Annotated in this window: 21 protein-coding genes; 12 read left to right on the forward strand and 9 right to left on the reverse strand. The window is 74.3% G+C overall.

Annotated elements, in window-relative coordinates; translation table 11 throughout:
* Positions 1-12 precede the first annotated feature (12 nt).
* The 5 genes from HNR08_RS09370 to HNR08_RS09390 all read right to left on the reverse strand — a co-directional run bounded on the left by HNR08_RS09370 (position 13) and on the right by HNR08_RS09390 (position 4,844).
* Positions 13-408 (reverse strand): C-glycoside deglycosidase beta subunit domain-containing protein, encoded by a 396-nt coding sequence (locus HNR08_RS09370; protein WP_221286336.1) that lies wholly within the window; start codon positions 406-408, stop codon positions 13-15.
* Positions 405-1,430, reverse strand: a complete 1,026-nt coding sequence (locus HNR08_RS09375) for a sugar phosphate isomerase/epimerase family protein (protein ID WP_146833222.1) — start codon at positions 1,428-1,430, stop codon at positions 405-407. The genes HNR08_RS09370 and HNR08_RS09375 overlap by 4 nt, the downstream gene beginning before the upstream one ends.
* A 10-nt stretch (positions 1,431-1,440) precedes the next feature.
* The gene (locus HNR08_RS09380; protein ID WP_146833219.1) at positions 1,441-2,427 is read right to left on the reverse strand and encodes an ROK family glucokinase; all 987 of its coding nucleotides are present in this window, start codon (positions 2,425-2,427) and stop codon (positions 1,441-1,443) included.
* A gap of 10 nt (positions 2,428-2,437) precedes the next feature.
* Positions 2,438-3,439 carry a sugar phosphate isomerase/epimerase family protein gene (locus HNR08_RS09385; protein ID WP_146833216.1) on the reverse strand — a complete coding sequence of 334 codons (1,002 nt, stop codon included), beginning with the start codon at positions 3,437-3,439 and terminating at the stop codon, positions 2,438-2,440.
* Between the two features lie 127 nt (positions 3,440-3,566).
* Positions 3,567-4,844 carry an ROK family protein gene (locus HNR08_RS09390; RefSeq protein ID WP_183834970.1) on the reverse strand — a complete coding sequence of 426 codons (1,278 nt, stop codon included), beginning with the start codon at positions 4,842-4,844 and terminating at the stop codon, positions 3,567-3,569.
* Between the two features lie 156 nt (positions 4,845-5,000).
* Here HNR08_RS09390 and HNR08_RS09395 point away from each other — a divergent pair, with 156 nt between their 5' ends.
* From HNR08_RS09395 to HNR08_RS09420, 6 genes are all read left to right on the forward strand, one after another.
* A complete protein-coding gene (locus HNR08_RS09395) occupies positions 5,001-6,116 on the forward strand; it encodes a Gfo/Idh/MocA family protein (protein ID WP_221286337.1) in 1,116 nt (371 codons plus the stop codon).
* A 184-nt stretch (positions 6,117-6,300) separates the two neighbouring features.
* A complete protein-coding gene (locus HNR08_RS09400) occupies positions 6,301-7,719 on the forward strand; it encodes an MFS transporter (protein WP_146833210.1) in 1,419 nt (472 codons plus the stop codon).
* A gap of 109 nt (positions 7,720-7,828) precedes the next feature.
* Positions 7,829-9,040, forward strand: coding sequence for an ROK family transcriptional regulator (locus HNR08_RS09405; protein ID WP_146833207.1), 1,212 nt, complete (start codon positions 7,829-7,831; stop codon positions 9,038-9,040).
* Positions 9,041-9,135: 95 nt separating this feature from the next.
* Complete coding sequence (locus HNR08_RS09410) at positions 9,136-9,579, forward strand: C-glycoside deglycosidase beta subunit domain-containing protein (RefSeq protein WP_146833204.1); 444 nt, start codon at positions 9,136-9,138, stop codon at positions 9,577-9,579.
* Positions 9,576-10,565 carry a sugar phosphate isomerase/epimerase family protein gene (locus tag HNR08_RS09415; RefSeq protein WP_146833201.1) on the forward strand — a complete coding sequence of 330 codons (990 nt, stop codon included), beginning with the start codon at positions 9,576-9,578 and terminating at the stop codon, positions 10,563-10,565. Before HNR08_RS09410 ends, HNR08_RS09415 begins: the two co-directional genes overlap by 4 nt.
* A gap of 172 nt (positions 10,566-10,737) precedes the next feature.
* Complete coding sequence (locus HNR08_RS09420; RefSeq protein ID WP_146833198.1) at positions 10,738-12,168, forward strand: MFS transporter; 1,431 nt, start codon at positions 10,738-10,740, stop codon at positions 12,166-12,168.
* A gap of 80 nt (positions 12,169-12,248) precedes the next feature.
* On the opposite strand, the gene HNR08_RS22335 is transcribed toward HNR08_RS09420, so the two are convergent.
* Complete coding sequence (locus HNR08_RS22335) at positions 12,249-12,383, reverse strand: hypothetical protein (RefSeq protein ID WP_276509337.1); 135 nt, start codon at positions 12,381-12,383, stop codon at positions 12,249-12,251.
* Positions 12,384-12,597: 214 nt separating this feature from the next.
* On the opposite strand from HNR08_RS22335, the gene HNR08_RS09425 reads away from it, so the two are divergent.
* From HNR08_RS09425 to HNR08_RS09445, 5 genes are all read left to right on the forward strand, one after another.
* Complete coding sequence (locus tag HNR08_RS09425) at positions 12,598-13,227, forward strand: Type 1 glutamine amidotransferase-like domain-containing protein (protein WP_183834972.1); 630 nt, start codon at positions 12,598-12,600, stop codon at positions 13,225-13,227.
* Positions 13,228-13,300: 73 nt separating this feature from the next.
* Positions 13,301-13,819, forward strand: a complete 519-nt coding sequence (locus HNR08_RS09430; protein ID WP_146833193.1) for an NINE protein — start codon at positions 13,301-13,303, stop codon at positions 13,817-13,819.
* Positions 13,820-13,907: 88 nt separating this feature from the next.
* The gene (locus tag HNR08_RS09435; RefSeq protein WP_146833190.1) at positions 13,908-15,989 is read left to right on the forward strand and encodes a gluzincin family metallopeptidase; all 2,082 of its coding nucleotides are present in this window, start codon (positions 13,908-13,910) and stop codon (positions 15,987-15,989) included.
* 107 nt (positions 15,990-16,096) lie between these two features.
* A complete protein-coding gene (locus HNR08_RS09440; RefSeq protein WP_146833363.1) occupies positions 16,097-16,450 on the forward strand; it encodes an L-rhamnose mutarotase in 354 nt (117 codons plus the stop codon).
* 86 nt (positions 16,451-16,536) lie between these two features.
* On the forward strand, positions 16,537-16,839 hold the full coding sequence (locus HNR08_RS09445) for a DUF1540 domain-containing protein (protein ID WP_146833187.1): 303 nt from the start codon (positions 16,537-16,539) through the stop codon (positions 16,837-16,839).
* 59 nt (positions 16,840-16,898) lie between these two features.
* Here the strand turns inward: HNR08_RS09445 and HNR08_RS09450 are convergent, their stop codons facing one another.
* The 3 genes from HNR08_RS09450 to upp form a co-directional block, all read right to left on the reverse strand.
* Entirely contained in the window at positions 16,899-17,564 is a 666-nt protein-coding gene (locus tag HNR08_RS09450; protein ID WP_146833184.1) for an SDR family oxidoreductase, read from the reverse strand.
* A 313-nt stretch (positions 17,565-17,877) separates the two neighbouring features.
* Positions 17,878-18,321: a hypothetical protein gene (locus tag HNR08_RS09455; protein WP_146833181.1), complete on the reverse strand. Its 444-nt coding sequence runs from the start codon at positions 18,319-18,321 to the stop codon at positions 17,878-17,880.
* Between the two features lie 258 nt (positions 18,322-18,579).
* On the reverse strand, positions 18,580-19,215 hold the full coding sequence (gene upp / locus HNR08_RS09460) for a uracil phosphoribosyltransferase (RefSeq protein WP_146833178.1): 636 nt from the start codon (positions 19,213-19,215) through the stop codon (positions 18,580-18,582).
* A 322-nt stretch (positions 19,216-19,537) separates the two neighbouring features.
* Between upp and HNR08_RS09465 the strand changes: the two genes are divergently transcribed.
* Positions 19,538-21,118 carry a methyl-accepting chemotaxis protein gene (locus tag HNR08_RS09465; RefSeq protein WP_146833175.1) on the forward strand — a complete coding sequence of 527 codons (1,581 nt, stop codon included), beginning with the start codon at positions 19,538-19,540 and terminating at the stop codon, positions 21,116-21,118.
* The last annotated feature ends 17 nt before the right edge of the window (positions 21,119-21,135 follow it).

Below are 21,135 nucleotides of genomic sequence, written 5' to 3' on the forward strand. Positions count from 1 at the left end.
ATCTCCGTCGACTCAGAGGGTGATGGTGCGGGTCCGTTCGCCCCCGAAGGGGATCGGGATGTACGCCACGCGGATCTTCAGCCGCAGCGTCACCTCGTGGTCGCCGGCGGGCAGGCCGCCGTTCAGCCACCGCACGCGCAGCGGGGTGCCGTACTCCCAGCGGTACGTCGTGACGGTGGCGGCCTCGTCGAGCGTGAACCAGTCCGCCCCGTCGGGAGACACGACGAGCTCGTCGCGCGGCACCTCGGCGCCGTCCACGACCAGCTCGACGGCGTGCACCATCGACAGCGGGATGCCGCGGTAGTAGGTGATGAGCGTCTCGACCTGGAAGGCGCCGGCGCCGGAGGCGGTGACGACGTTGCGGGCCGAGCCCTCGGTGAACACGTAGCTGTCGAACACCTCGGTCACTCCCCGTCCGCGTGCGTGGCGGGGTGCGCGGTCAGCATCCGCTGGTGCGCGCGCACCTGCCCCTGGTCGTCCACGGGGGCGTCGACCGGCGCGAACCGGTTGCCCTCGTACTCGCTGGCGACGTAGCCGTCGTAGCCGATCCGGTGCAGCCGGTCGAGCACGGCCGGGTAGTCGATCGAGTACTCGGTGCCGTCGGGCAGCATCTCGAAGAACTTGCCGTGCACGTGCCGTAGGTAGGGTGCGTGCTCGTCCAGCACGTCGAGCGGCGTGCGCTCGTACCCGGTGGAGAAGAACGCGTACTCGGCATCCACCGGACCCCGGAACAGCGCGGTGAGCTCCTCGGGGAAGGCCATGCCGTGGTCCGAGCCGTCGCTGAACACCCGCAGCGTGTCGCCGTGCCGGTCGTACAGCTCGTCGATCTTGTCGGCGACGGCCGGGGTGAGCCCGAGCCCGGTGAAGTATGCCGTGGACACGCGCGGGTGCCGGTCGCAGAAGATCCCGAGATCGATCACGAGACCGAGCCGCTCCGACTGGGCGCGCCGCATCATGTCGACCCACTGCCGGGTCAGCGTGCCCTGGAAGCTCATGCCCGCGTGGATCTCGAGCGCCATCGTGACGCCGATCCGCTCCGCGTGCGGCAGCACGGCCTCGGTGACCTCGGCGGAGGTGTCGGACACCAGGCGCACCAGGTCGAAGCCGAGCCGCTTGCTGACGTCGAGCTCGTGGCGCAGCAGCTCGGCCTGCTCCCGCACCCGCAGCGTGCGGTTCGCGTACAGGGTGGAGTTGACGAACACGTCGTTGCACACCGGAACCAGTCCGGACGCGTCGAGCGCCGACCGCCAGGCGGCCACGGTCTCGTCGGTCGGGTGCGGGGTCGCGGTGATCATCTGGTCGCTGATCAGCTCGACGCCCTCGGCGCCGGCGTCCGCCACGAACCGCAGCGCCCCGGCGAGGTCGAGCCGCCCGCGGGCGTAGGAGTCCTGCAGGCTGTACATGCTGACAGCAGTCCTGATCCTGCTCATGGCCGCCCCCTCAGGCCGGGACCGCGGCGGCGGCCGGGGCGGAGGAGGGCGTGCGGGCGGAGTCGGCGGCGCCGATGATCCCCGCGTCGTTCGCCAGCGCGGCGGTCACGATCCGCGGCTCGCCGCGGAACCCGCGGCCGGACAGCTTCGCCAGGAAGCCCTCCCGCGCGGCAGGCAGGATCAGGTCGCCCGCGGCGCCGGCGATGCCGCCTCCGACCACGACGACCTCGGGATCCACGACCGCGGTGAGCGTCGCGATGCCGAGGCCGAGGTAGCGGCCGAACCGGTGCATCAGGCCCGTCGCTACCGGGTCTCCCTGGCGGGCGGCGGCCGTGACGTGCGCGCCGGACAGCGGCTCGCCGTCAGCGACCGCGAGCATGGCGCGCGCGCCCTCGGGGTCGCTGGTCGCGACGTTCCGGGCCAGGCGGGCGAGGGCGGTGCCCGAGGCGTAGGCCTCCCAGCAGCCCTCCTGGCCGCAGCCGCAGAAGTGCCCGTCGGGCACGACCGTGACGTGGCCGAGCTCGGCCGCGGCGCCGAACGCCCCGCGCAGCAGCCGGCCGTCGGCGACGACAGCGCCGCCGAGGCCGGTGCCGAGGGTCAGCATCACCATGTCGCGGGTGCCCCGGCCGTTGCCGAACCGGTACTCGGCCCAGGCAGCGGCGTTGGCGTCGTTCTCGATCACGACGGGCAGGCCGATCCGGTCGGCGAGCCGGGTGCCGAGCGGGTGGTGGCGCCACGCGATGTTCGGGGCGAACAGCATCGTGGTGCGATCGGGCCCGACGAACCCGGCGGCGGCAGCGCCGACGGCGTCGACCTGCGGGTACTGCGCCCGCAGCTCGGCGACGGCGTCGGCCACGGCGGCCTCGATCTGCTCCGGGTCGCGGGGGTCGGTGCTGCGGAAGGCGCGCACCAGGATCTGGCCCGAGGCGTCGACGACCCCGGCGGCGATCTTGGTGCCGCCGATGTCGACGCCGACGGTCAGGGCGTGCTCGCTCATCGTCGCCCCCTCAGCGGTTCGAGAAGGCGGCGTCGAACGCGGCCGCCGGCGGGGTGAACAGGTTGTCGCGGACGAAGGCGAGCGCCTGTGGGGCGCCGACCAGGCGGTCCATCCCGGCGTCCTCCCACTCCACCGAGATCGGGCCGTCGTAGCCGATGGCGTTGATGGTGCGGAAGATCGCCTCCCAGTCCACGTCCCCGCGGCCGGCGGACACGAAGTCCCAGCCGCGACGGGGGTCGCCCCAGGGCAGGTGCGAGCCGAGCGGGGCGTTGCGGCCGTCGAACCGGCGCTTGGAGTCCTTGCAGTGCACGTGGAGGATGTGCGGCGCGAAGTCGACCAGGAACCCCGCCGCGTCGATCTGCTGCCAGTTCATGTGGCTGGGGTCGAAGTTGATCCCGAACACCTCGGGCCGTCCGATCGCGTCGAGAGTGAGCCGGGTGGTCCAGTAGTCGTAGGCGATCTCGGAGGGGTGGACCTCGAGGGCGAACTTCACGCCGTTCTCCTCGAAGGCGTCCAGGACCGGGGTGAACCGCTCGACGAAGTCGCGGTAGCCGTCCGCGACCATCGCCTCGGTGGCCGGCGGGAACATCGCCACGTACTTCCAGATCTTGGACCCGGTGAACCCGGTGACCACCTTCGCGCCGAGCCGGCGGGCGGCGACGGCGGTGACCTTCAGCTCCTCGGCGGCGCGCTGCCGCACGCCCTCGGGGTCACCGTCGCCCCAGGTCCGCGCCGAGAGGATGCCGCGGTGCCGCTCGTCGATCGGGTCGTCGCACACGGCCTGGCCGGTGAGGTGGTTGCTGATCGCGTAGACGGACAGGCCGTACTTCTCGAGCGTCGCCTGCTTGGCCGCGAGGTAGGCGTCGTCCTCGGCGGCGGCCACCACGTCGAGGTGGTCGCCCGAGCAGGCGATCTCGAGGCCGTCGAAGCCCCACCCGAACGCGAGGCGGCAGACCTCCTCGAACGGCAGGTCGGCCCACTGGCCGGTGAACAGGGTGACCGGACGGGACATGCGGGGACTCCAGACTCGTCGCTGAGCAAGCAACAGCCTGTGACACGGCGACGTGTTGGCTGCGCTGCGCGCGCAAGAGGGTCCAACCCCTGCGCACTTAGGCACACGATATGCCTAAGGGCGCGAGTCAGGCAAGGAAGTCGTGCTTCTGCGCCATCAGGACCTCGACGTCGATCGGGAAGCCGCCCGGGGCCCACTCCGCCAGGTACTCGGGGGAGAGCAGCATCTCCGTCACCATCGCCGAGGCGCCGATCACGTCCTCCGCGCGGTCCGGCGTGCCGTGCTCCAGCTGCAGGCGGTCGACCGACGCGGCGAGGGTCTGGGCGTTCAGCGTGCGGCTCACCGTGCCCTGGAAGAGCGCGCTGTCAGCGAGGGTGTTGCCGCCGATCACCACGCGGCGCGGGTTGAACCACGTGACGATCCCGGCGAGGGCCCGCCCCATCGCCTCCGCGGCCCGGAGCACGAGCTCGGCGCAGGTCGGGTCCCCGGCCTCCGCGCCGGCGACGACGTCCTCGAGCGCGACCGGCGCCGGGCGGCGGGCCAGGAACGGGCTGCGGCCCTGGTCGAGCGCGCGGTGCGCCTCCGCCTCCAGCGCCCAGCGGGACGCGAACGCGTCCAGGCAGCCGACCCGCCCGCACAGGCAGATCCGGTCGGAGTCGGGGTGCACGAGGATGTGCGTGATCTCGCCGGCGATCCAGTCCGCCCCGCGGTGCAGCCGTCCGTCGGAGACGATCCCGCTGCCGACGCCCCGGTCCATCCGGACGAACACCAGGTCGGCGGGCGCGTCAGGCGCCGCGGCGGCCCCCAGGGCGGCGATGTTGGGCAGCGCCTCGACCCAGACCGGCGCCTGCATGCGCCGGGTGAACCAGCCGCGCACGTCCATGCCCGCCGACCAGTCCAGTCCCGGGGGTCCGGCGGTGACCGGGCGCACGGAGCGGCCGGTCACGTAGTTCACCGGCGTGGACAGGCCGATCCCGATGCCCCAGGCCGGCGAGCCCAGGTGGTGCAGCGCCAGCACCGCGTCCATCTCGGCCGCGATCCGCTCGCAGGTCTCCAGCGGGTCGCCGGTGAGCTCCCAGGCGACGTGCCGGTCCTCGAGCACCCGGTGGTCGAGGTCGGTCAGGGCGACCCGGAACCCGGCGGTGCCGACCATGGCGGTGAGGATCCTGCCCTTGTCGCCGACGAACTCCCACACCTCCGCGGCGCGGCCGCCGCGCGAGCGCTGCTCGCCGGACGGCTGCACGAGGCCGAGGTCCTGGGCGGCCTGGATGCGCTGGGTGATGACGTTGCGACCCAGGCGCGTGGCATCGGCGAGCTCGGGCCGGGTCTGGGCCTCGCCCCTGCGGATCAGCCGCACCACCTCGGCGACCTGCACCCACGGGTCCTGCGGGGAGACGGGTGACACCGGCGACTGCCTCCTGCTGATCGGGTCCTGACCTGCACACATCGTAGGTCGCGGGCGCAGGCCATGGGGTCGGATGTTGACTTACGCACGAACCGTGCTTATGGTTCCCGTGTTGTGACCGGGAGGTTCATAACCATGGGCTCTGAAGGGATTTCAATGACGAAACATCGGATCGGCATCGTCGGGTTGGGCTTCATCGGTACGCAGAAGCACCTGGTCGGCCTCGCCCAGCACCCGGACAAGGCCGAGGTCGTGGGCTTCTGCGACATCGACGCCGAGCGCGCCAAGTCCGCGCAGACGCAGTACGGGTCGCCCGACTCGTACGTGACGACGGACTACCGCGAGCTGCTGGCCGACGAGTCCATCGACGTCGTGCACGTCTGCACCTGGAACACCAGCCACTGCGAGATCACCGTGGCCGCCCTCGAGGCCGGCAAGCACGTGCTGGTCGAGAAGCCGATGGCCGTGACCGGCGCCGAGGCCCGCCAGATGGTCGAGGCCGCGAAGAAGTCCGGCAAGACCCTGTCGGTCGGCTACCAGTACCGGTTCCGCACGGAGTCGCAGTACATCCGCAAGCTGGTCGACGAGGGCCGGCTCGGCGAGGTCTACGCGGGCGCGGCGCACGCCGTCCGCCGGCGCGGCGTCCCGATCTGGGGCGTGTTCACCGACGTCGAGAAGCAGGGCGGCGGCCCGCTGATCGACCTCGGCGGCCACGCGATCGACCTCGCGCTCTGGTACATGGGCAACTACGAGCTCGAGTCGGTCACCGGCGTCGTCAACTACAAGCTCGGCGACAAGCCCGAGGGCAACGCGGCCGGGCCGTGGGACCCCGAGACGTTCACCGTCGAGGACTCCGCGTTCGGCTTCGTCCGGTTCACCAACGGCGCCTCGCTGCAGGTGCGCGCCTCGTGGGCGCTCAACGTCCCGGAGTCGCGCGAGTCCTGCGTCGAGCTGTTCGGCACCGAGGGCGGCATCGACGTGGTGCAGCGCGGCTCCGACCAGCTCGTGACGCTGAACTCGGTGCAGGGCGGCATGCTCGTCAACACCCAGCCCGAGCAGGGGGCCGCGTACTTCGGCCTCGGCGGAGAGGCCCAGTCGGGCTTCTCGTACATGGGCGGCCTCGAGGCCGGCCAGTGGCTCGACGCGCTGACCCACGGCACCGAGCCGCTGGTGACCGCGGAGCAGGCGTGCGTCGTGTCCGAGATCCTCGACGCGATCTACACGTCGGCGAAGACGGGCGAGCCCGTCTACTTCAACCGGCCCGCCGCGTAGCGGTCGGCCTGGCGCAGGCCCTGACGGGCGGTCCGGCCCCGGTCGGACCGCCCGTGCGGGGGGCCCGGCGGGCACCGCTACGGTGTCCCGCCGGTGCCCTTCTCGGGCCCGGGTACCCGCCCGGGTCCGCGCCGGCACCGGCCGGCAACACAACGTCGTGTGCACAGATCAGGGAAAACTCGACATGGCCGAACAGACCGTGCAGGCACCCCCGCCTGCCCGCAGTACCCGGGCCGAGGGCAAGCTCTCCTTCGGCACCAAGCTCGCCTACGGCATGGGCGACTTCGCGAGCCAGCTCATGTGGTCGCTCGCGTCCAGCTACCTCGTGGTGTTCTACACCGACAACGTCGGCCTCGCTGTCGGCGGGGTCGGCGTGCTCATGCTCGTCGCGCGCGTCGCCGACGCGCTGTTCGACCCCATGCTCGGCGCGTTCGCCGAGCGGCACCCGACCCGGCACGGGCGGTTCCGCCCCTGGCTGCTGTACGGGTCCCCGATCCTCGCCGTGAGCGTCGTGCTGACGTTCCTCACGGTGCCCGGCGGCAACACCGCCAAGATGGTCTGGGCCGGCGTGACCTACCTGGTGATGGGCTTCATGTACTCGGCGGTCAACCTGCCCTACGGCGCCCTCGGCACCGTCATGACCCGCGACCCCGGCGAGCGCGTCGCGCTCAACTCGTTCCGGATGATCGGCACCAACCTCGGCTCCGTGCTGCTCAGCGCGATCACGATGCCCCTGGTGCTCCGGTTCAGCGGCGTGGGCGACGGCCAGACCACCACGGTCCGCGGCTACACGATCACCGCGACGATCATGGCGCTCATCGCGATGCCGATGTTCTGGCTGGTCTACGCGAAGTGCAAGGAGGTCATCCGCCCGGACGTCGTGGCGACGCGGGTGCCGCTGAGCACCACGCTCAAGGTCGTGCTGGGCAACAAGCCGCTGATGCTGGTGGCCGCCTCGCTGTTCCTCAGCCTGACGAACCTGTTCGGCCGGCTCGCCGTGGCGATCTACTACTACATCTACATCATGGAGCGGTTCGACCTCATCGCCTGGCTGATGATGCTGCCCTCCCTGACCGGCGCCATCGGGATCGCGCTGTTCGCCCGGCTCGCCAAGCGGTTCGGCAAGCGCCGGACGGTCATCGCGTCGCTGGTCATCACCGCGCTGCCGCTGTTCGCGCTGTACTTCACCGACCCGACCAACGTGCCGCTGGTCTTCGTCCTCACCGGCCTGTACGGCCTGGGCAACTTCGCCACCCCGGTGATCATGTCGATGGTGCCCGACGCCATCGACTACGCCGAGGACAGGACCGGCGTCCGCTCCGACGGCACCGCCTACGCCGCGGTCAGCATGGCCACCAAGATCGCGTCCGCCGTCGGCGCCGCCCTCGGGGCCGGACTGCTGGGCGTGTTCGGCTACATCGCCAACCAGCCGCAGACCGACACCGCCGCCATGGGCATCAACTTCACGGTGAACGTCGTGCCCGGCCTCGTGTCGCTGCTCGCGATCATCCCGGTGCTGCTCTACCCGATCACCGAGACGAAGTACGAGGAGATCCGGGCCAGCCTCCGGGCGAAGGAGGAGGCGCGCGAGAGCGCGGCCTGACCGGGCGGACCGGGGAGCGCCGTCGCACGGCGCCCCCCGGTGCCGACCCGACGCGCGCCGGCCGCACAGGCCCGCGCGCGCACGCCACGACGAGGAAGCAGGGATCCTGATGCATGACGAGGGCGGTCCGGCGCACCAGCCGGGCAGCGCGGGGGAGGTGCTCGGCCTCCTCCGGCACGGGCGGGTGCGCACCCGCACCGAGCTCGCGGAGCTCACCAAGCAGTCGCGCACGACGATCTCGCAGCGCCTCGCTGTGCTGGTGGGCGCCGGCCTCGTGCGCGAGGCCGACAGGGCGGCGTCGACGGGCGGCCGGCCGTCGGCAGCGTTCGCGTTCGACGGCGCCGCGCACCACGTGCTCGCGGTCGACCTCGGTGCCCGGCACGCCACCTACGCCGTCGCCGACCTCGACGGGACCGTCCTCGCCACCACCACCGACCCGGTCCGCGTGGCGGACGGGCCCCAGGTCGTCATCGAGCTGGTGGGTCGGCGCCTCGAGGAGCTGCGCGCGGGACTCGGTCTGAGCGGCCGCGCGCCGCGGGCGCTCGGCATCGGGCTGCCCGGACCGGTCGACCACACGAGCGGCCGGCCGACCAGCCCGCCGATCATGCCGGGCTGGGACGGCTGCGACGTGCGCCGGGTGCTGGGCGAACGGTTCGGCTGCCCGGTCTTCGCCGACAACGACGCGAACCTGCTCGCCCTCGGCGAACGGGCGCTCGCGTACCCGGACGTCGACGACCTGGTCTACGTGAAGGTGGCGACCGGCATCGGCGCGGGCATCATCAGCGGCGGCCGGCTGCTGCACGGCGCGGCCGGCGCGGCAGGCGACCTCGGCCACGTGCACAGCCCCGCCGCCGGCGACAGGATGTGCCGCTGCGGGAACCGCGGGTGCCTCGAGGCGCTCGCGGGCGGGCAGGCCGTCGCCGCGGCCCTCACGGCCCAGGGCGTCCCCGCCCGGTCGTCCGCGGACCTCACGCGCCTCGTCCAGGAGGGCAGCCTCCCGACGATCCAGGCGTTGCGTGCGGCCGGCCGCGCCCTGGGCGACGTCCTCAGCACCTGCATCGCCCTGCTCAACCCCCGGGTGCTCGTGCTCGGCGGCGAGATGGTGGCGATCGGCGAACCGCTGCTCGCCGGCGTCCGCGAGTCGGTGTTCTCCCGTGCGCTGCCGCTGGCGGGACGAGACCTGCGGGTCGCCGTCGCCCGCTCGGGCGCGCTCGGCGGCGTGCGCGGCGCCGCGCACCTGGCCATCGAGGGCGCCCTGGCGCCGGCCGCGCTGGCGGCTCTCGAGATCCCGGCCGGCGACGAGGGCCGCGCCGCCGGCTGACACCACCCCACAGACGCGTGGTCCGCCCCGCGGGCCGGTCACGACCGCGGCGCCCTCCCGGGCGGCGCACGCACCACCACAAGAAGGAGATGACAGTGCCCACGCTGTTCATGAAGCTCCCGCACGAGGACAAGGTGCTGCGGCCCGACGCCCTCCGGGAGCTGACGCTGGCCGGCGAGACCGTCGGCTTCACGCTCGACATCGGTCTCAACTACTACCGCGGACTGCCGCTGTCGGCCGTCGAGCGGCTGGAGCTCACCGTCGACGGCGAGGCCGTCCCGGCGCACCTGATGCTGTTCGAGTTCAACGAGAAGCTGTTCCAGCCCGAGCACCTCGCGCTGGCCTGGACCGAGTTCTGGGGGATCAAGCGCGACCTGCGGGTCCGGGTGTTCAACGGCGGCCTCGCGGAGGGGGCGCACGAGGTCGCGCTGCACCTGGAGCTGCGCAACGTGTCCATGCAGTTCGGCCCGGGCACCTACGGGATGATCGACGGCTCCGCCGTCCGCACGCTGGTGCTGCAGAAGGAGGAGTCCAAGTGAAGATCGGGACCATCGAGCAGGCCATCTCGCTCTACGGGTTCTCCGAGCGGCTGGTCGACCGGCGCGACTACGGCGTCGACGACATGTTCGCCGAGCTGGCCTCCCTGGGCATCCAGAAGTTCGAGCTGATCGGGTCCCAGGTCTTCGACCAGTACCCGCGCCCGAAGGCGGCCGAGATCTCCGCCGTCCTCGACTCCGCCGCGCGGCACGGCGTGACCCCCTTCAGCTATGGCGGGTACACCGACGTGGGCCGGATCACCGGCCACGACGCGACCGACGACGAGATCATGCTCGACGTCACCTCGGACCTGCTGACCGCCCGCGACCTCGGCGCGACGTTCCTGCGGGCCGGCGCCATCCCGGTGCGGCTGCTCGAGCAGTCGGCGGCGATGGCCGAGCGGCACCGCGTCCGCATCGGCATCGAGGTGCACGCGCCGTCGCGGCCGAGCGACGCGAACATCCAGGCGCTGCTGGCGAGGATGGACGAGATCGACAGCCCCTACCTCGGCCTGGTGCCGGACTTCGGGTGCTTCATCGAGCGCCCCGCCCAGCCGGCGATCGACCGGCACCTGGCGAACGGCGCCCGGCAGGAGCTCATCGACTACGTCATCGAGCACCGGCACGACGGCCTGGACGAGCCGGGCATGCAGGCGCAGATCGCCTCGATGGGCGGCGGCGTGGCCGAGAAGGCGGCGGTGAGCGAGTTCTTCGGGTTCCTCTCGTTCGGGCCCGCCGACGTCGAGGGGTTCACGACGCTGCTGCACCGCACGCAGTACTTCCACTCGAAGTTCTACCACGTGACCGAGGACCTGCAGGACCCGCAGATCCCCGTCGAGCGGCTGCTCGAGGCGATCGTGAAGTCCGGCTTCGAGGGCATCCTCCTGTCCGAGTACGAGGGCCACGCGTTCCACCTCGACGACGCCCACGAGCAGCTCGAGCGGCACCTGCGGCTCGAGCAGAAGATCCTCACGGGGCTCCAGGGCTGACGCCCGCCCCGCCCCCGTCCCCCCGGGTGCTGCCGCGACGACCGTCGCGGCGGCGTCCGGGGGCGACCCCTGTCTCACCCCACGTCGTGGCCGGACGCGCCGGCGCTGGTCTGCCCCCGGGCCGATCGAGGGCTGGAAACCCCCGTGACACCGAACCGAACGGAGGGCCCCCGTGGCACGCCCGACCGACCCCACCACCCACCGGTGGTGGACCCTCGCAGCCGTCTCGCTGACGCAGCTGCTCATCATCCTCGACGGGACCATCGTCAACATCGCCCTGCCCAGCGCCCAGACCGAGCTCGGCCTGAGCGACGGGAGCCGCCAGTGGGTGGTGACCGCCTACGCGCTCACCTTCGGCGCGTTCCTGCTGCTCGGCGGACGCGTCGCCGACTACTGGGGTCGCAAGCGGGCCTACCTGCTCGGGCTGGCCCTGTTCGGCGCGGGCTCGGCATGGGGCGGTCTCACGCACAGCGGTGGCGAGCTCCTCGTCGCCCGTGGCGTGCAGGGCGTCGCGGCCGCGCTGATGGCGCCTGCGGCGCTGGCCTTCGTCACGCTCAGCTTCCCGGACGGCGCCGAACGCAACCGCGCCTTCGCGATCTTCGGTTCCCTCGGCGGGGCGGGCTCCGCCATCGGCATGCTGCTCGGCGGCGTGCTCACCGAGTTCCTCTCCTGGCGGTGGTGCCTGCTCATCAACGTGCCCCTGGTCGTCGTCGGCGTCGTCGCGGGAGCGGTGCTGCTGCAGGAGAACCGCGCGGCCGGCGACCGGCGCTACGACGTGGCAGGTGCGGTCACCGCGACCCTCGGCTTCGGGCTGCTGGTCTACGGGCTCACGCTCGCGGAGCACTCCTGGACCTCGGCCGCGACCCTCGGCACGGTGACCAGCGGTCTGCTGCTGGTCGGTCTGTTCGTCCTGGTGGAGCACCGGTCCTCGCGGCCGCTGCTGCCGCTGCGGGTGCTCGCCGACCGGACCCGCGCCGCGGCGTTCGCGATCCAGGGCCTGATCGGCATGGTCGGCGTCGGCGCGATGGTCTACCTGGCCCTGCACCTCCAGCTCGTGCTGCATCTGCCGCCCCTGCAGGCGGGTCTCGGCACGCTGCCCTTCACCGCGGCCCTGATGGGCGCGGTGCCGGCCGCGATCCGGATGATCGACCGGGTCGGCCCGCGGCGGCAGATGATCGTCGGCCCTCTGATCAGCGCACTCGGCCTGGTCCTCTTGACCCAGGTCTCGGACGGCGGCTCGTACTGGACCGAGGTGCTCCCGGGCGTGGTGCTCATGGGGCTGGGCATGGGCTTCACGGTCGTGCCGCTCAACAACCTCGCACTGCACCGGGTGGCCCCGCACGACGCGGGCGTCGCGTCGGCCACGATCACCGCGACCAACCAGCTCGGCGGCTCGATCGGGCTCGCGGTGCTGACCGCGGTCTACACCGCGGTGGTGGGGACGGGGTCGATGGTGACCGGGAACGCGACGGTGTTCGCGGTGGGTGCGGGGATCTACCTCACCGCCGCGGCGGTCGCGTGGTGGCTCGTCCGCCCCGAGCGGGGAGCGGGTCCCACGGGAGACGATCGGGTCCCGGAGCCGGCGGCCGCGGTCGGCTCCTGACCCGGTGATGCACGACGCCGTGCGGGGGACGACAGGTCGTCCCCCGCACAGCGTCGAGGTGGTGCGCGGGGGGTGCCTGCTCAGCGGGCGGAGTCGGGCTCCGGCCAGGGGGCGTTGCCGGGGCGCAGGGCGGCGCGGTACCGGCGGAACAGCCGGCGGAGCTCGTGCGCGATCTCCTTGACGGCGGGGTCGAAGTCGACGGGCTCGTTGTGCATCGTGGTCTCCTCGTCCGCGCGGCGTGCGACGACCGAGCCAGGCCAGCGGAGGCTGACATGACAAAGGCGCCCGGTCCCCGGTGGGGTGGACGCCTCTACGCGCTGCAGACAGGTCCATGATACCGATCGCCCGCCGCGCGGTGGCGCTGTGCGGCGGGGTGATCTCCACCACGGTGGCGATGGCCGCCCGACGCTCACGCGTACCGTCACGTCGGTGACCGCCCTCCTCCTGCTCTCGCTCGGCCACGGCGCCGTGCCCGCGTTCCTCGCCGCCCACGCCCCCGCGGACCGCCCGCTGACGATCGGCTACGTCCCGGACGCCGCCCGCGCGGACCCCGCCGCCCCGTGGGCCGTCGCCGAGCGGGACCGCGTCGCCGCCCTCGGGCACGCGGTCGTCGACGTCCGCCTCACCGGCGCGACCCCGGCGGACGTGGCCGCGGCGCTCGGCGGCGTGGACGCCCTGTACGTCGCCGGCGGGAACACGTTCGCCCTGCTGGACGCCCTGCGGTCGTCCGGCGCGGACGCCCTGGTCGCCGACAGGGTCCGGGCCGGGCTGCCCTACATCGGCTCCAGCGCGGGGTCCATCGTCGCCGGGCCGAGCGCCGAGCCCGCCACGCTCATGGACGACCCCGCGGAGGCGCCCGGGCTCACCGACCGGCGCGGGCTCGGGCTGACGGACGCGGTCGTCGTGCCGCACGCCGACGGCAAGCTGCCGCCGTACCCGTTGGAGCTCATCGGGCGGACCCTCGACCGGTACGGGTCGGACCACGAGCTGGTGCCGCTGTGCGACGACGAGGCGCTGCTCGTCACCGGGCCGGGATGGACGGTCGTGGCGTCCGCCTGACGGCCGTCCCAACAGGCCACCCGGGCCGGAGGACCCGCGCACCGGGCGGATCGGGACCGCTACTGTCCGCACCATGACCGACCAGCAGCCCCCTGCCGCGCCCGGAGACCCGCAGCCGTACGGCGTGCAGCCCTACGCCCCGCAGCCGTACCCGGGTGCGGACCCGTACGCCGACCCGGCCGCGTACGGCGACCCGGGCGCGTACGGCGCGGGCTACGGTGCGCCCGCCTACGGCGCCCCCGCGTACGCCGCGCCGGCCTACGGGGCGCCCGCCTACGGCGGCCCGGCCGCCGGCGCGCCCTACGGCTACGACCCGGTCTCCGGCCAGCCGTGGTCCGAGAAGACCCGCGCCACCGCCGGCCTGCTGTCGCTGCTGCTCCCGTTCGTCGGCGTGTGCGGCGTGGGTCGGCTGTACGCCGGGCAGACCGGCATCGGACTGGCGCAGCTCCTCGGGTTCTTCCTGGGCGGGCTGCTCATGTTCGTGCTGATCGGGTTCGTCATCGTCCCGGCGGTGTGGATCTGGTCGGTCGTCGACGGGATCGTGCTGCTCGCCAACGGCGGTCGCGACGGCCACGGGCGCCCCCTGCGCTGACGCCCGGCGACGGTCCGCCCGGTCCGGCCCCTCCGCGGGTCGCGCCGAACCGCACCCTGAGTGCGCGCGGCCCTGTCAGGATGCGCGCATGCCCTCGTCCCGCCGCCTGCTCGCGAGCGCCGCCTTCGCGGGGCTGCTGCTCCTGGCCGCGCCGTCCGGACCCGCGGGCGCGGAGCCGGCGCCGCCCGCAGCGGTGGTCGCCGCCGTTCCCGCCGTCCCCGCCGCGCCCGCCGTCCTGCAGGCCGCCGGCCCGCTCCGGGCGGCCGAGGACCGCACCGAGGGCCTGCGCGTCGAGACGTCGGCCACCTACACGGTGGACCTGGCGGCGAGCGTCGTGCACGTCGAGCACCTCGCGACGCTGACCCACCAGACCCCGTCGTCGGGCGCCTGGTACTACACGTTCGAGGAGTTCGCGGTGCCCACGCTGCCGGGAGCGACGGGCGTGGCCGCGACGTGGGACGACGGCACGGCGCTGCGGTTCCGGCTCCAGCCCGGCACCGACGAGTACGTCCCCGCGGTCGTGGTGTCGCTGCGCCCGGTGCTCACGTACGGCGACACCCGGACGCTGCGGGTGACGTACGACCTGCCGGCGCAGCCGCCGCGCGTCGCGACGTACGCGCAGGTGAACCCGGCGTTCGCGACGTTCCCGGTGATCCTCGACGGCGACCCGGGGCTCGCGTCCGCGCGCGTCGTCGTGCCGGACGGCCCCGAGGTCGAGGTGGTCGGTGACGCGATGGCCCCGACGTCCGCCGGCGGCAGCACCACGTGGAGCGCGGACGCCGTCGCCGACCCCGTCGCGTGGCAGGCGCAGGTGGTCGTCCGGGACGACGACGCGCTCGTGCCGGCCGACGTCGCGTACGGCGACGGGGTGCGGGTGCTCGGCTGGCCGGACGACGCGGAGTGGCTGGCGTTCACCACCGACCTGGCGAGGCGCGGGCTGCCGGTCCTGGAGGAGGCGATCGGCCGCTCGTGGACGGTGACGGGCGAGCTGCGCATCCTCGAGGCGGCCACCCCGAGCGCCTACGGGTACGCCGGCTGGTACGACCACGCCAGCGGGACCATCGAGATCGGCGACACCCTCGACGCGCGCGTCACCCTGCACGAGCTCGCGCACGCCTGGTTCAACGGGACGACGTTCGAGGGCCGGTGGATCGGCGAGGCGCTCGCCGACGAGTACGCCGCGCTGGCGATGGAGCGCCTCGGGCAGGAGCGGCCCGTGCCCGCGCCGCTGGACCCGTCACGTCCGGACGCCGTGCGGCTGGTCGACTGGGAGGACGCCCGCGCGGACGGGCCCGAGGCGGGGACGCACGACGAGTACGGGTACGCCGCGTCCTGGTGGGTGGCGCACGAGGTGGCCGCGGAGATCGGCGCGGAGAGCCTGTCCGCCGTCGTCGCCGCCGCGGTGGACGGCGTGGACGCGTACCCCGCCGCGACCGACGACGCGGGTCCGTCCGGCCCGACCGGCTGGCAGCGGCTGCTGGACCTGCTCGAGCAGGTCGGCGGCTCCCAGCGGGCGGAGCAGGTGTTCCGGGACGTCGTCGTCGCGCAGGGCGACCTGCCGCTGCTCGACGCGCGCGCCGCCGCCCGGGCCGAGTACCGGCGCCTGCTCGACGCCGGTGCCGGCTGGGCGCCGCCCGCTGCGGTGCGCGACGCCATGGCGGACTGGGACTTCGCCGCCGCGACGGCCGCGGTGCCGGCGGTGCTCGCGCTGCTCGAGGAGCGGGACGCCCTGACCGCGGAGCTCGACGGCGCGGGCCTGGACGCCCCCGGGGCCCTGCAGGGCCAGGTCGAGAACGCGGGCTCGGTCGCCGAGGCCGCCGAGCAGGTCGACGACGCGGCCCGGGCGGCCAGCGCGCTGGTGGCCGCCGACGCCGGCCGGGACGACGCGGACCCGTTCACCCGGCTCGGCCTGCTGGTCGGCGGGGTGGACGGCGACCTCGCCGCGGGGGCCGCCGCGCTGGACGAGGGCCGGTACGACGACGCGGCGGCCGCCGCGGAGCGGGCGTCGGCGACGCTGGGTTCGGCCCCGGCGCGCGCGGCGGCGGTGCTGGCGGGCCTGCTGGTGCTGGCGGCCGGCGGCGTGGTCCTGGTCCGCCGCCGGCGGTCCGACCCCACCCCGGCCCCGGCCGGACCCCGGGCCCCGGCCGACCCGTCCCACCCGGTCGCCTGACCCGATCCCGCAGCGCCCGCCGAGTCGGACCTTCCCCTGCGCGCGGCACCCCGGCTAGCCTCGACGGCGCCGCCCACCCCCACGACGACGTGCCCGGAGGCCCCGTCATGCGCTACTGCTTCACCTCCCGCGTCGACCCCCGTCACCTGGACGCCTACCGCGCGCGGCACGCCGCCGTCTGGCCGGAGATGCTCGAGGCCCTGCGGGACGCCGGCTGGCGGGACTACTCGCTGTTCCTCGGCGACGACGGCCTGCTGGTCGGGTACTTCGAGGCCGACGACAACGACCTGGCCCAGGCGCGGATGGCGGCGACCGAGGTGAACGCCCGGTGGCAGGCCGAGATGGCCGCGCTGTTCGAGGCGGACGGCCCGCCGGACGAGGGGTTCCGGTACCTGCCGGAGGTGTTCCACCTGGAGGACCAGCTCCGTGCGGCCGGCGGGGCCTCCGCGAGCGGCGAGTGAGCCAGGCCTTCCTTTCTAGACGGGTTGCGGGGGCGGGCCTACCGTCGACCGGGTAGGCACAGCCGCCCCCACCCCGGAGGTCTTCGATGAGCACCCTCATGGACCAGCCGCCCGTCTCCGAGTGCTCGGTCGACGGCTGCTCGTACAACCACGACCACGCCTGCAACGCCGCCGCGATCACGGTCGGCGGCACCGGTGACGCCCAGTGCTTCACGTTCATCCCGCTCAGCGTCAAGGGCGGGCTCGACCGCGTCGTGTCCCACGTGGGCGCGTGCCAGCGGGTCGACTGCACGCACAACGAGCACCTCGAGTGCGCGGCGGACTCGGTCCGCATCGGCGCCGGCCACGACCTGGCCGACTGCCTGACGTTCCAGCCCGTCCCGGCCTGACGCCGGCACACCGGCCCCCGCGTCCCTCGCCGGACCCGGGGGCCGCGGCCTGCCCGGGGTCAGTCCTCGCGCTCCGTCGCCGCCACGACCGCCGCCGCCACGGGCACCGCGCCCTCCGACAGCTCCAGCGTGAGCCCGGCGGTGCGGGGCTCGTCGAGCAGCCCCACGAGGACGGCCGCCACGTCGTCCCGCGGGACCTTCCCGCGCGGGATCTCCGGCCCGAGCCGCACGTGCCCGGTGCCCGGGTCGTCGGTCAGGGCGCCGGGGCGCAGGATCGTCCAGTCGAGGTCGCGGCCCCGGAGGTCCTCCTCGGCCGCGGTCTTCGCGCGCAGGTAGGCGGCGAACACCTCGTCGGTGCCGGGCGGCGGCTCCGCACCCGCGCCCACGGACGACACGAGCAGGTACCGGCGGACCCCGGCGGTGGCGGCGGCGTCGGCGAGCAGGGCGGCGGCCGCGCGGTCCACGGTGTCCTTGCGGCCGGCCCCGCTGCCGGGTCCGGCGCCCGCGGCGAACACGACGGCGTCCGCGCCGGCCAGGTGGGTGGCGAGCGCGGCGGCGTCGGTGTCCTCGAGGTCGAGCAGCACGGCGGTGGCGCCGTCGGCCTCGACGTCCGCGACGTGCGCGGCGTTGCGCACGATCGCGACGGGGGTGTCGCCGCGCCCCGCGAGCAGCCGGCTCAGGCGTCGGGCGATCTGCCCGTGGCCCCCGGCGATGGCGATGCGCATGCCCCCACCGTAGGAGCGCGGGGCACGGATCGCACGGGGTGCCTCCCCGGGCCGCTGCAGGGGGCGCGGCGGCCCGGGGAAGCGTGGCCACCCGTCATCGAAGGGGTGGTGACGGCGGTCGGCCTGCACGGCGCCACCAGACCGGCCAGGGGGGATGCCTCCCGGTGCCATCGTGCAGGACCCACGCTATGCCGGTCGGGTACCCCTCATCACTACTCAGAAGTAGCGGAAGCGGTTCCCCCTGAGCGGTACGGCCCGGAGTTGAGTGCCGTGAGGGGTCGGCTCGGTGGGCACTCAGGCGACGTCTGAGGGGTCAGGCGCTCGCGGCGATGGCAGGCGGCTCACCGGGGCCGGCCGCGGACGCACCGCCGCCGGCGCCCGCGTGCGGGTCCGCGCCCGCGTCGTCGCCCGGCGGTTCGGGCAGCGGCCGGAGCGCGGACAGCCGCGCACGGAGGTCCTGCACGTCGTCCGGCCCGGCGGTCCCGGGGACCAGCGACAGGGCGGTGAACGTCTCCGCGGTGGGCAGCAGGTCCCGCGCGAGGTCGCGCAGGGCCTCCGCGACCTCGGCCAGGTCGGCGGCGTGCCGGGCGTCCAGGCCGGCCGGGTCACCCCCGCCACCATCGCCCTGCAGGCCGACGTACAGGACGAACCCCGCGCGGGCCGGCTGGGGGCCGGCGTCGTGCGGGCGCGCGGGGCGCGGGGCCGGGGTCCGCCGGGTCGGCGGGAGGGCGGGTGCGGGGGTGCGGGCTCGTGCCACGGCGTGCTCCGGGGGTGCGCGGGGACCGCGGCGAGGGCGGTCGGGGTGTGGTCGCGGGGGACGGCAGGGCGTCAGGACCGACAGCGCGTGCGAGACGTCCCGGGTACGCCGACGGACGCCGTGGCGGCGTGGGTCGGGCGTCGGCGGGGCATCACGCGTCGATCGTGGCAGGCGCCGCGGCGGTGTCCAAGGGCTTTGCGCCCGCGGTCTCAGCGGACGAGACCGGATGTCGTCCCGGGCGCTGCGCCCGGGGGAGGGTCAGACGACGCCGTAGAGGCGGTCGCCGGCGTCGCCGAGGCCGGGGACGATGTACGCCTTCTCGTTGAGGCGCTCGTCCACGGCGGCGACGACGACGGTGACGTCGCCGCGGTCGCCGACGGCCTCCTCGACGACCTTGAGGCCCTCGGGCGCGGCCAGCAGGCACACGGCCGTGACGTCGCGGGCACCGCGGGCGAACAGGTAGTCGATGGCCGCGACCAGCGTGCCGCCCGTGGCGAGCATCGGGTCGACCAGGAAGCACTGCCGGCCGGTGAGGTCCTCCGGCAGGCGGTTGGCGTAGGTGACGGCCTCGAGGGTCGTCTCGTCGCGCTGCATGCCGAGGAACCCGACCTCGGCGGTCGGCATCAGCCGGGTCATGCCGTCGAGCATGCCGAGGCCGGCGCGCAGGATCGGGACGACGAGCGGCAGCGGCTCGGCGATCTTCACGCCGGTGGTCCGGGTGACCGGGGTCTCGATCTCGACCGGCTCGGTGCGCACGTCGCGGGTGGCCTCGTAGGCGAGCAGGGTCACGAGCTCGTCGACGAGCTTGCGGAACGTCGGCGAGGACGTGTCCTTGTTGCGGAGCACCGACAGCTTGTGGGCGACGAGCGGGTGGTCGGCGACGTGCAGGCGCATGGGCCCAACCTACCGTGCGCGCGGGGTCCTGCCGTCCGGTCCGGGCCGTCGTCGTGCGGGCTGGGCCCTACGTCCCGGTCGTCCGGGCGCGATGCACGACACGCTTGCCGGAGCGCGCGGCGACGACGAGGACCCCCTGCCTGTGTCGTCGCCGCCGCGCACCCAACCCCCGCACCCCACCCCGCGACGACGCGGGACGGCGAGGCGTGCCCGCGCGGATGAAAACGGCCTCTGACCTGCGAGTTCATCCCGAGCAACTCCTCAGGACGCGCCGCGGCCGGTCGAACCTTCCTGATGTACCCCCTCCTGAGGAAGGCCCGACATGGATCGTCACGCCGCCACCCCCCTCCGGCACTCGCTCGCGACCAAGATGGTCGGGGCGGTCGCCGTCGCCGTCGTCGCGGGCGGAGCCGCCGGCGTCCTCGGCCTGCAGGCGCTGTCCGGCTCCCGCACCGCGCTCACGGAGCTGCGCGAGACCCAGGTCGTGCTGGTGCAGGCGGCCGGCCAGCTGCAGTCCGGCATCAAGGGCGCCGTCGCCTACAACACGGCGCTGACGCTGGCGCCCGAGGTCAACCCGACGGCGGAGCAGGACCGGGACGCGGAGGTCGCGGCGGCCGACGAGGCGCTGGACACGCTGCTCGGGCTGGAGGTGCCCGCGGCGCAGCAGCCGGCGCTCGACGAGGTCGCGACGCAGTGGCAGACGGTGCGGGACATCGTGCTGGACGACCTGTCGACGCTGCCGCCGGCGGAGATCGCCCCGGTGACCGCGCGGTACCAGGAGGCGAACGCGGCGCTGTCCGAGGCGCTGGGCGGGCTGATCGACGACGCCTACGGGAAGATCGACGACGCGATCGCGCAGGCCTCGAGCACCACCACGCGGACCACCGTCGAGGTGGCCGCGCTGCTCGGGGCGGGCGCGGTGCTCGCCCTCGGGCTCGGGCTGGGGCTCGGTCGCCGGGTGCGGCGCCGGCTGGCGCGGGTCGACGACGTGGTCGAGGCGATCGCGGACCGGGACCTCACGCAGTCGTGCGGCCTGACCGGCCGGGACGAGCTCGCGCGGCTCGGGGAGTCCCTGGACGCGGCGCAGGAGGCGGTCCGGGAGACCCTGGCGGGCGTGGCGGGCACGACCGAGCAGGTGTCGACGGCCGTCGGCGTGCTGGCGGCCGCGAGCGCGCAGGTCGGCGCCGGGTCGGAGGAGACGAGCGCGCAGGTCGGCGCGACCGCGGCCGCCGCCGAGCAGGTGACGCGGAACGTGCAGGCCGTCGCCGCCGGCGCGGAGCAGATGGGCGCGAGCATCCGGGAGATCGCGCAGAACGCGAACGAGGCCGCCAAGGTCGCCGCGCAGGCCACCGACGCGGCGCAGAGCGCGAACCGCACGGTCGCGCAGCTCGGGACGAGCTCCACGGAGATCGGGAACGTCGTCAAGGTCATCACGAGCATCGCCGAGCAGACGAACCTGCTGGCGCTGAACGCCACGATCGAGGCGGCCCGTGCCGGCGACGCGGGCAAGGGCTTCGCCGTGGTCGCGGGCGAGGTCAAGGAGCTCGCGCAGGAGACGGCGCGGGCGACCGAGGACATCGCCCGGCGCGTCGAGGCGATCCAGGCGGACAGCGAGCAGGCCGTCAGCTCGATCGGCGAGATCTCCGAGATCATCGCGACGATCAACGACTACCAGGGCGCCATCGCCTCGGCCGTCGAGGAGCAGACCGCCACGACCGCGGAGATGAGCCGCGGCGTCGCGGAGGCCGCCGCCGGGTCCGGGGAGATCGCCACCAACCTCACGGGGCTGTCGTCCGCGACGGCGGACGTCGCCGCGGTGGTCGGGCAGGTCGACGCGCAGGTCCGCGGGCTCGAGGGCACGTCGGGCGACCTGGGCTCGCGGGTGGCCTCGTTCCGGTTCTGAGCGCGAGGATGGGGCGC

The sequence above is a fragment of the Cellulomonas hominis genome, assembly GCF_014201095.1.
In the GTDB taxonomy this organism is placed as follows: Bacteria; Actinomycetota; Actinomycetes; order Actinomycetales; family Cellulomonadaceae; genus Cellulomonas; species Cellulomonas hominis.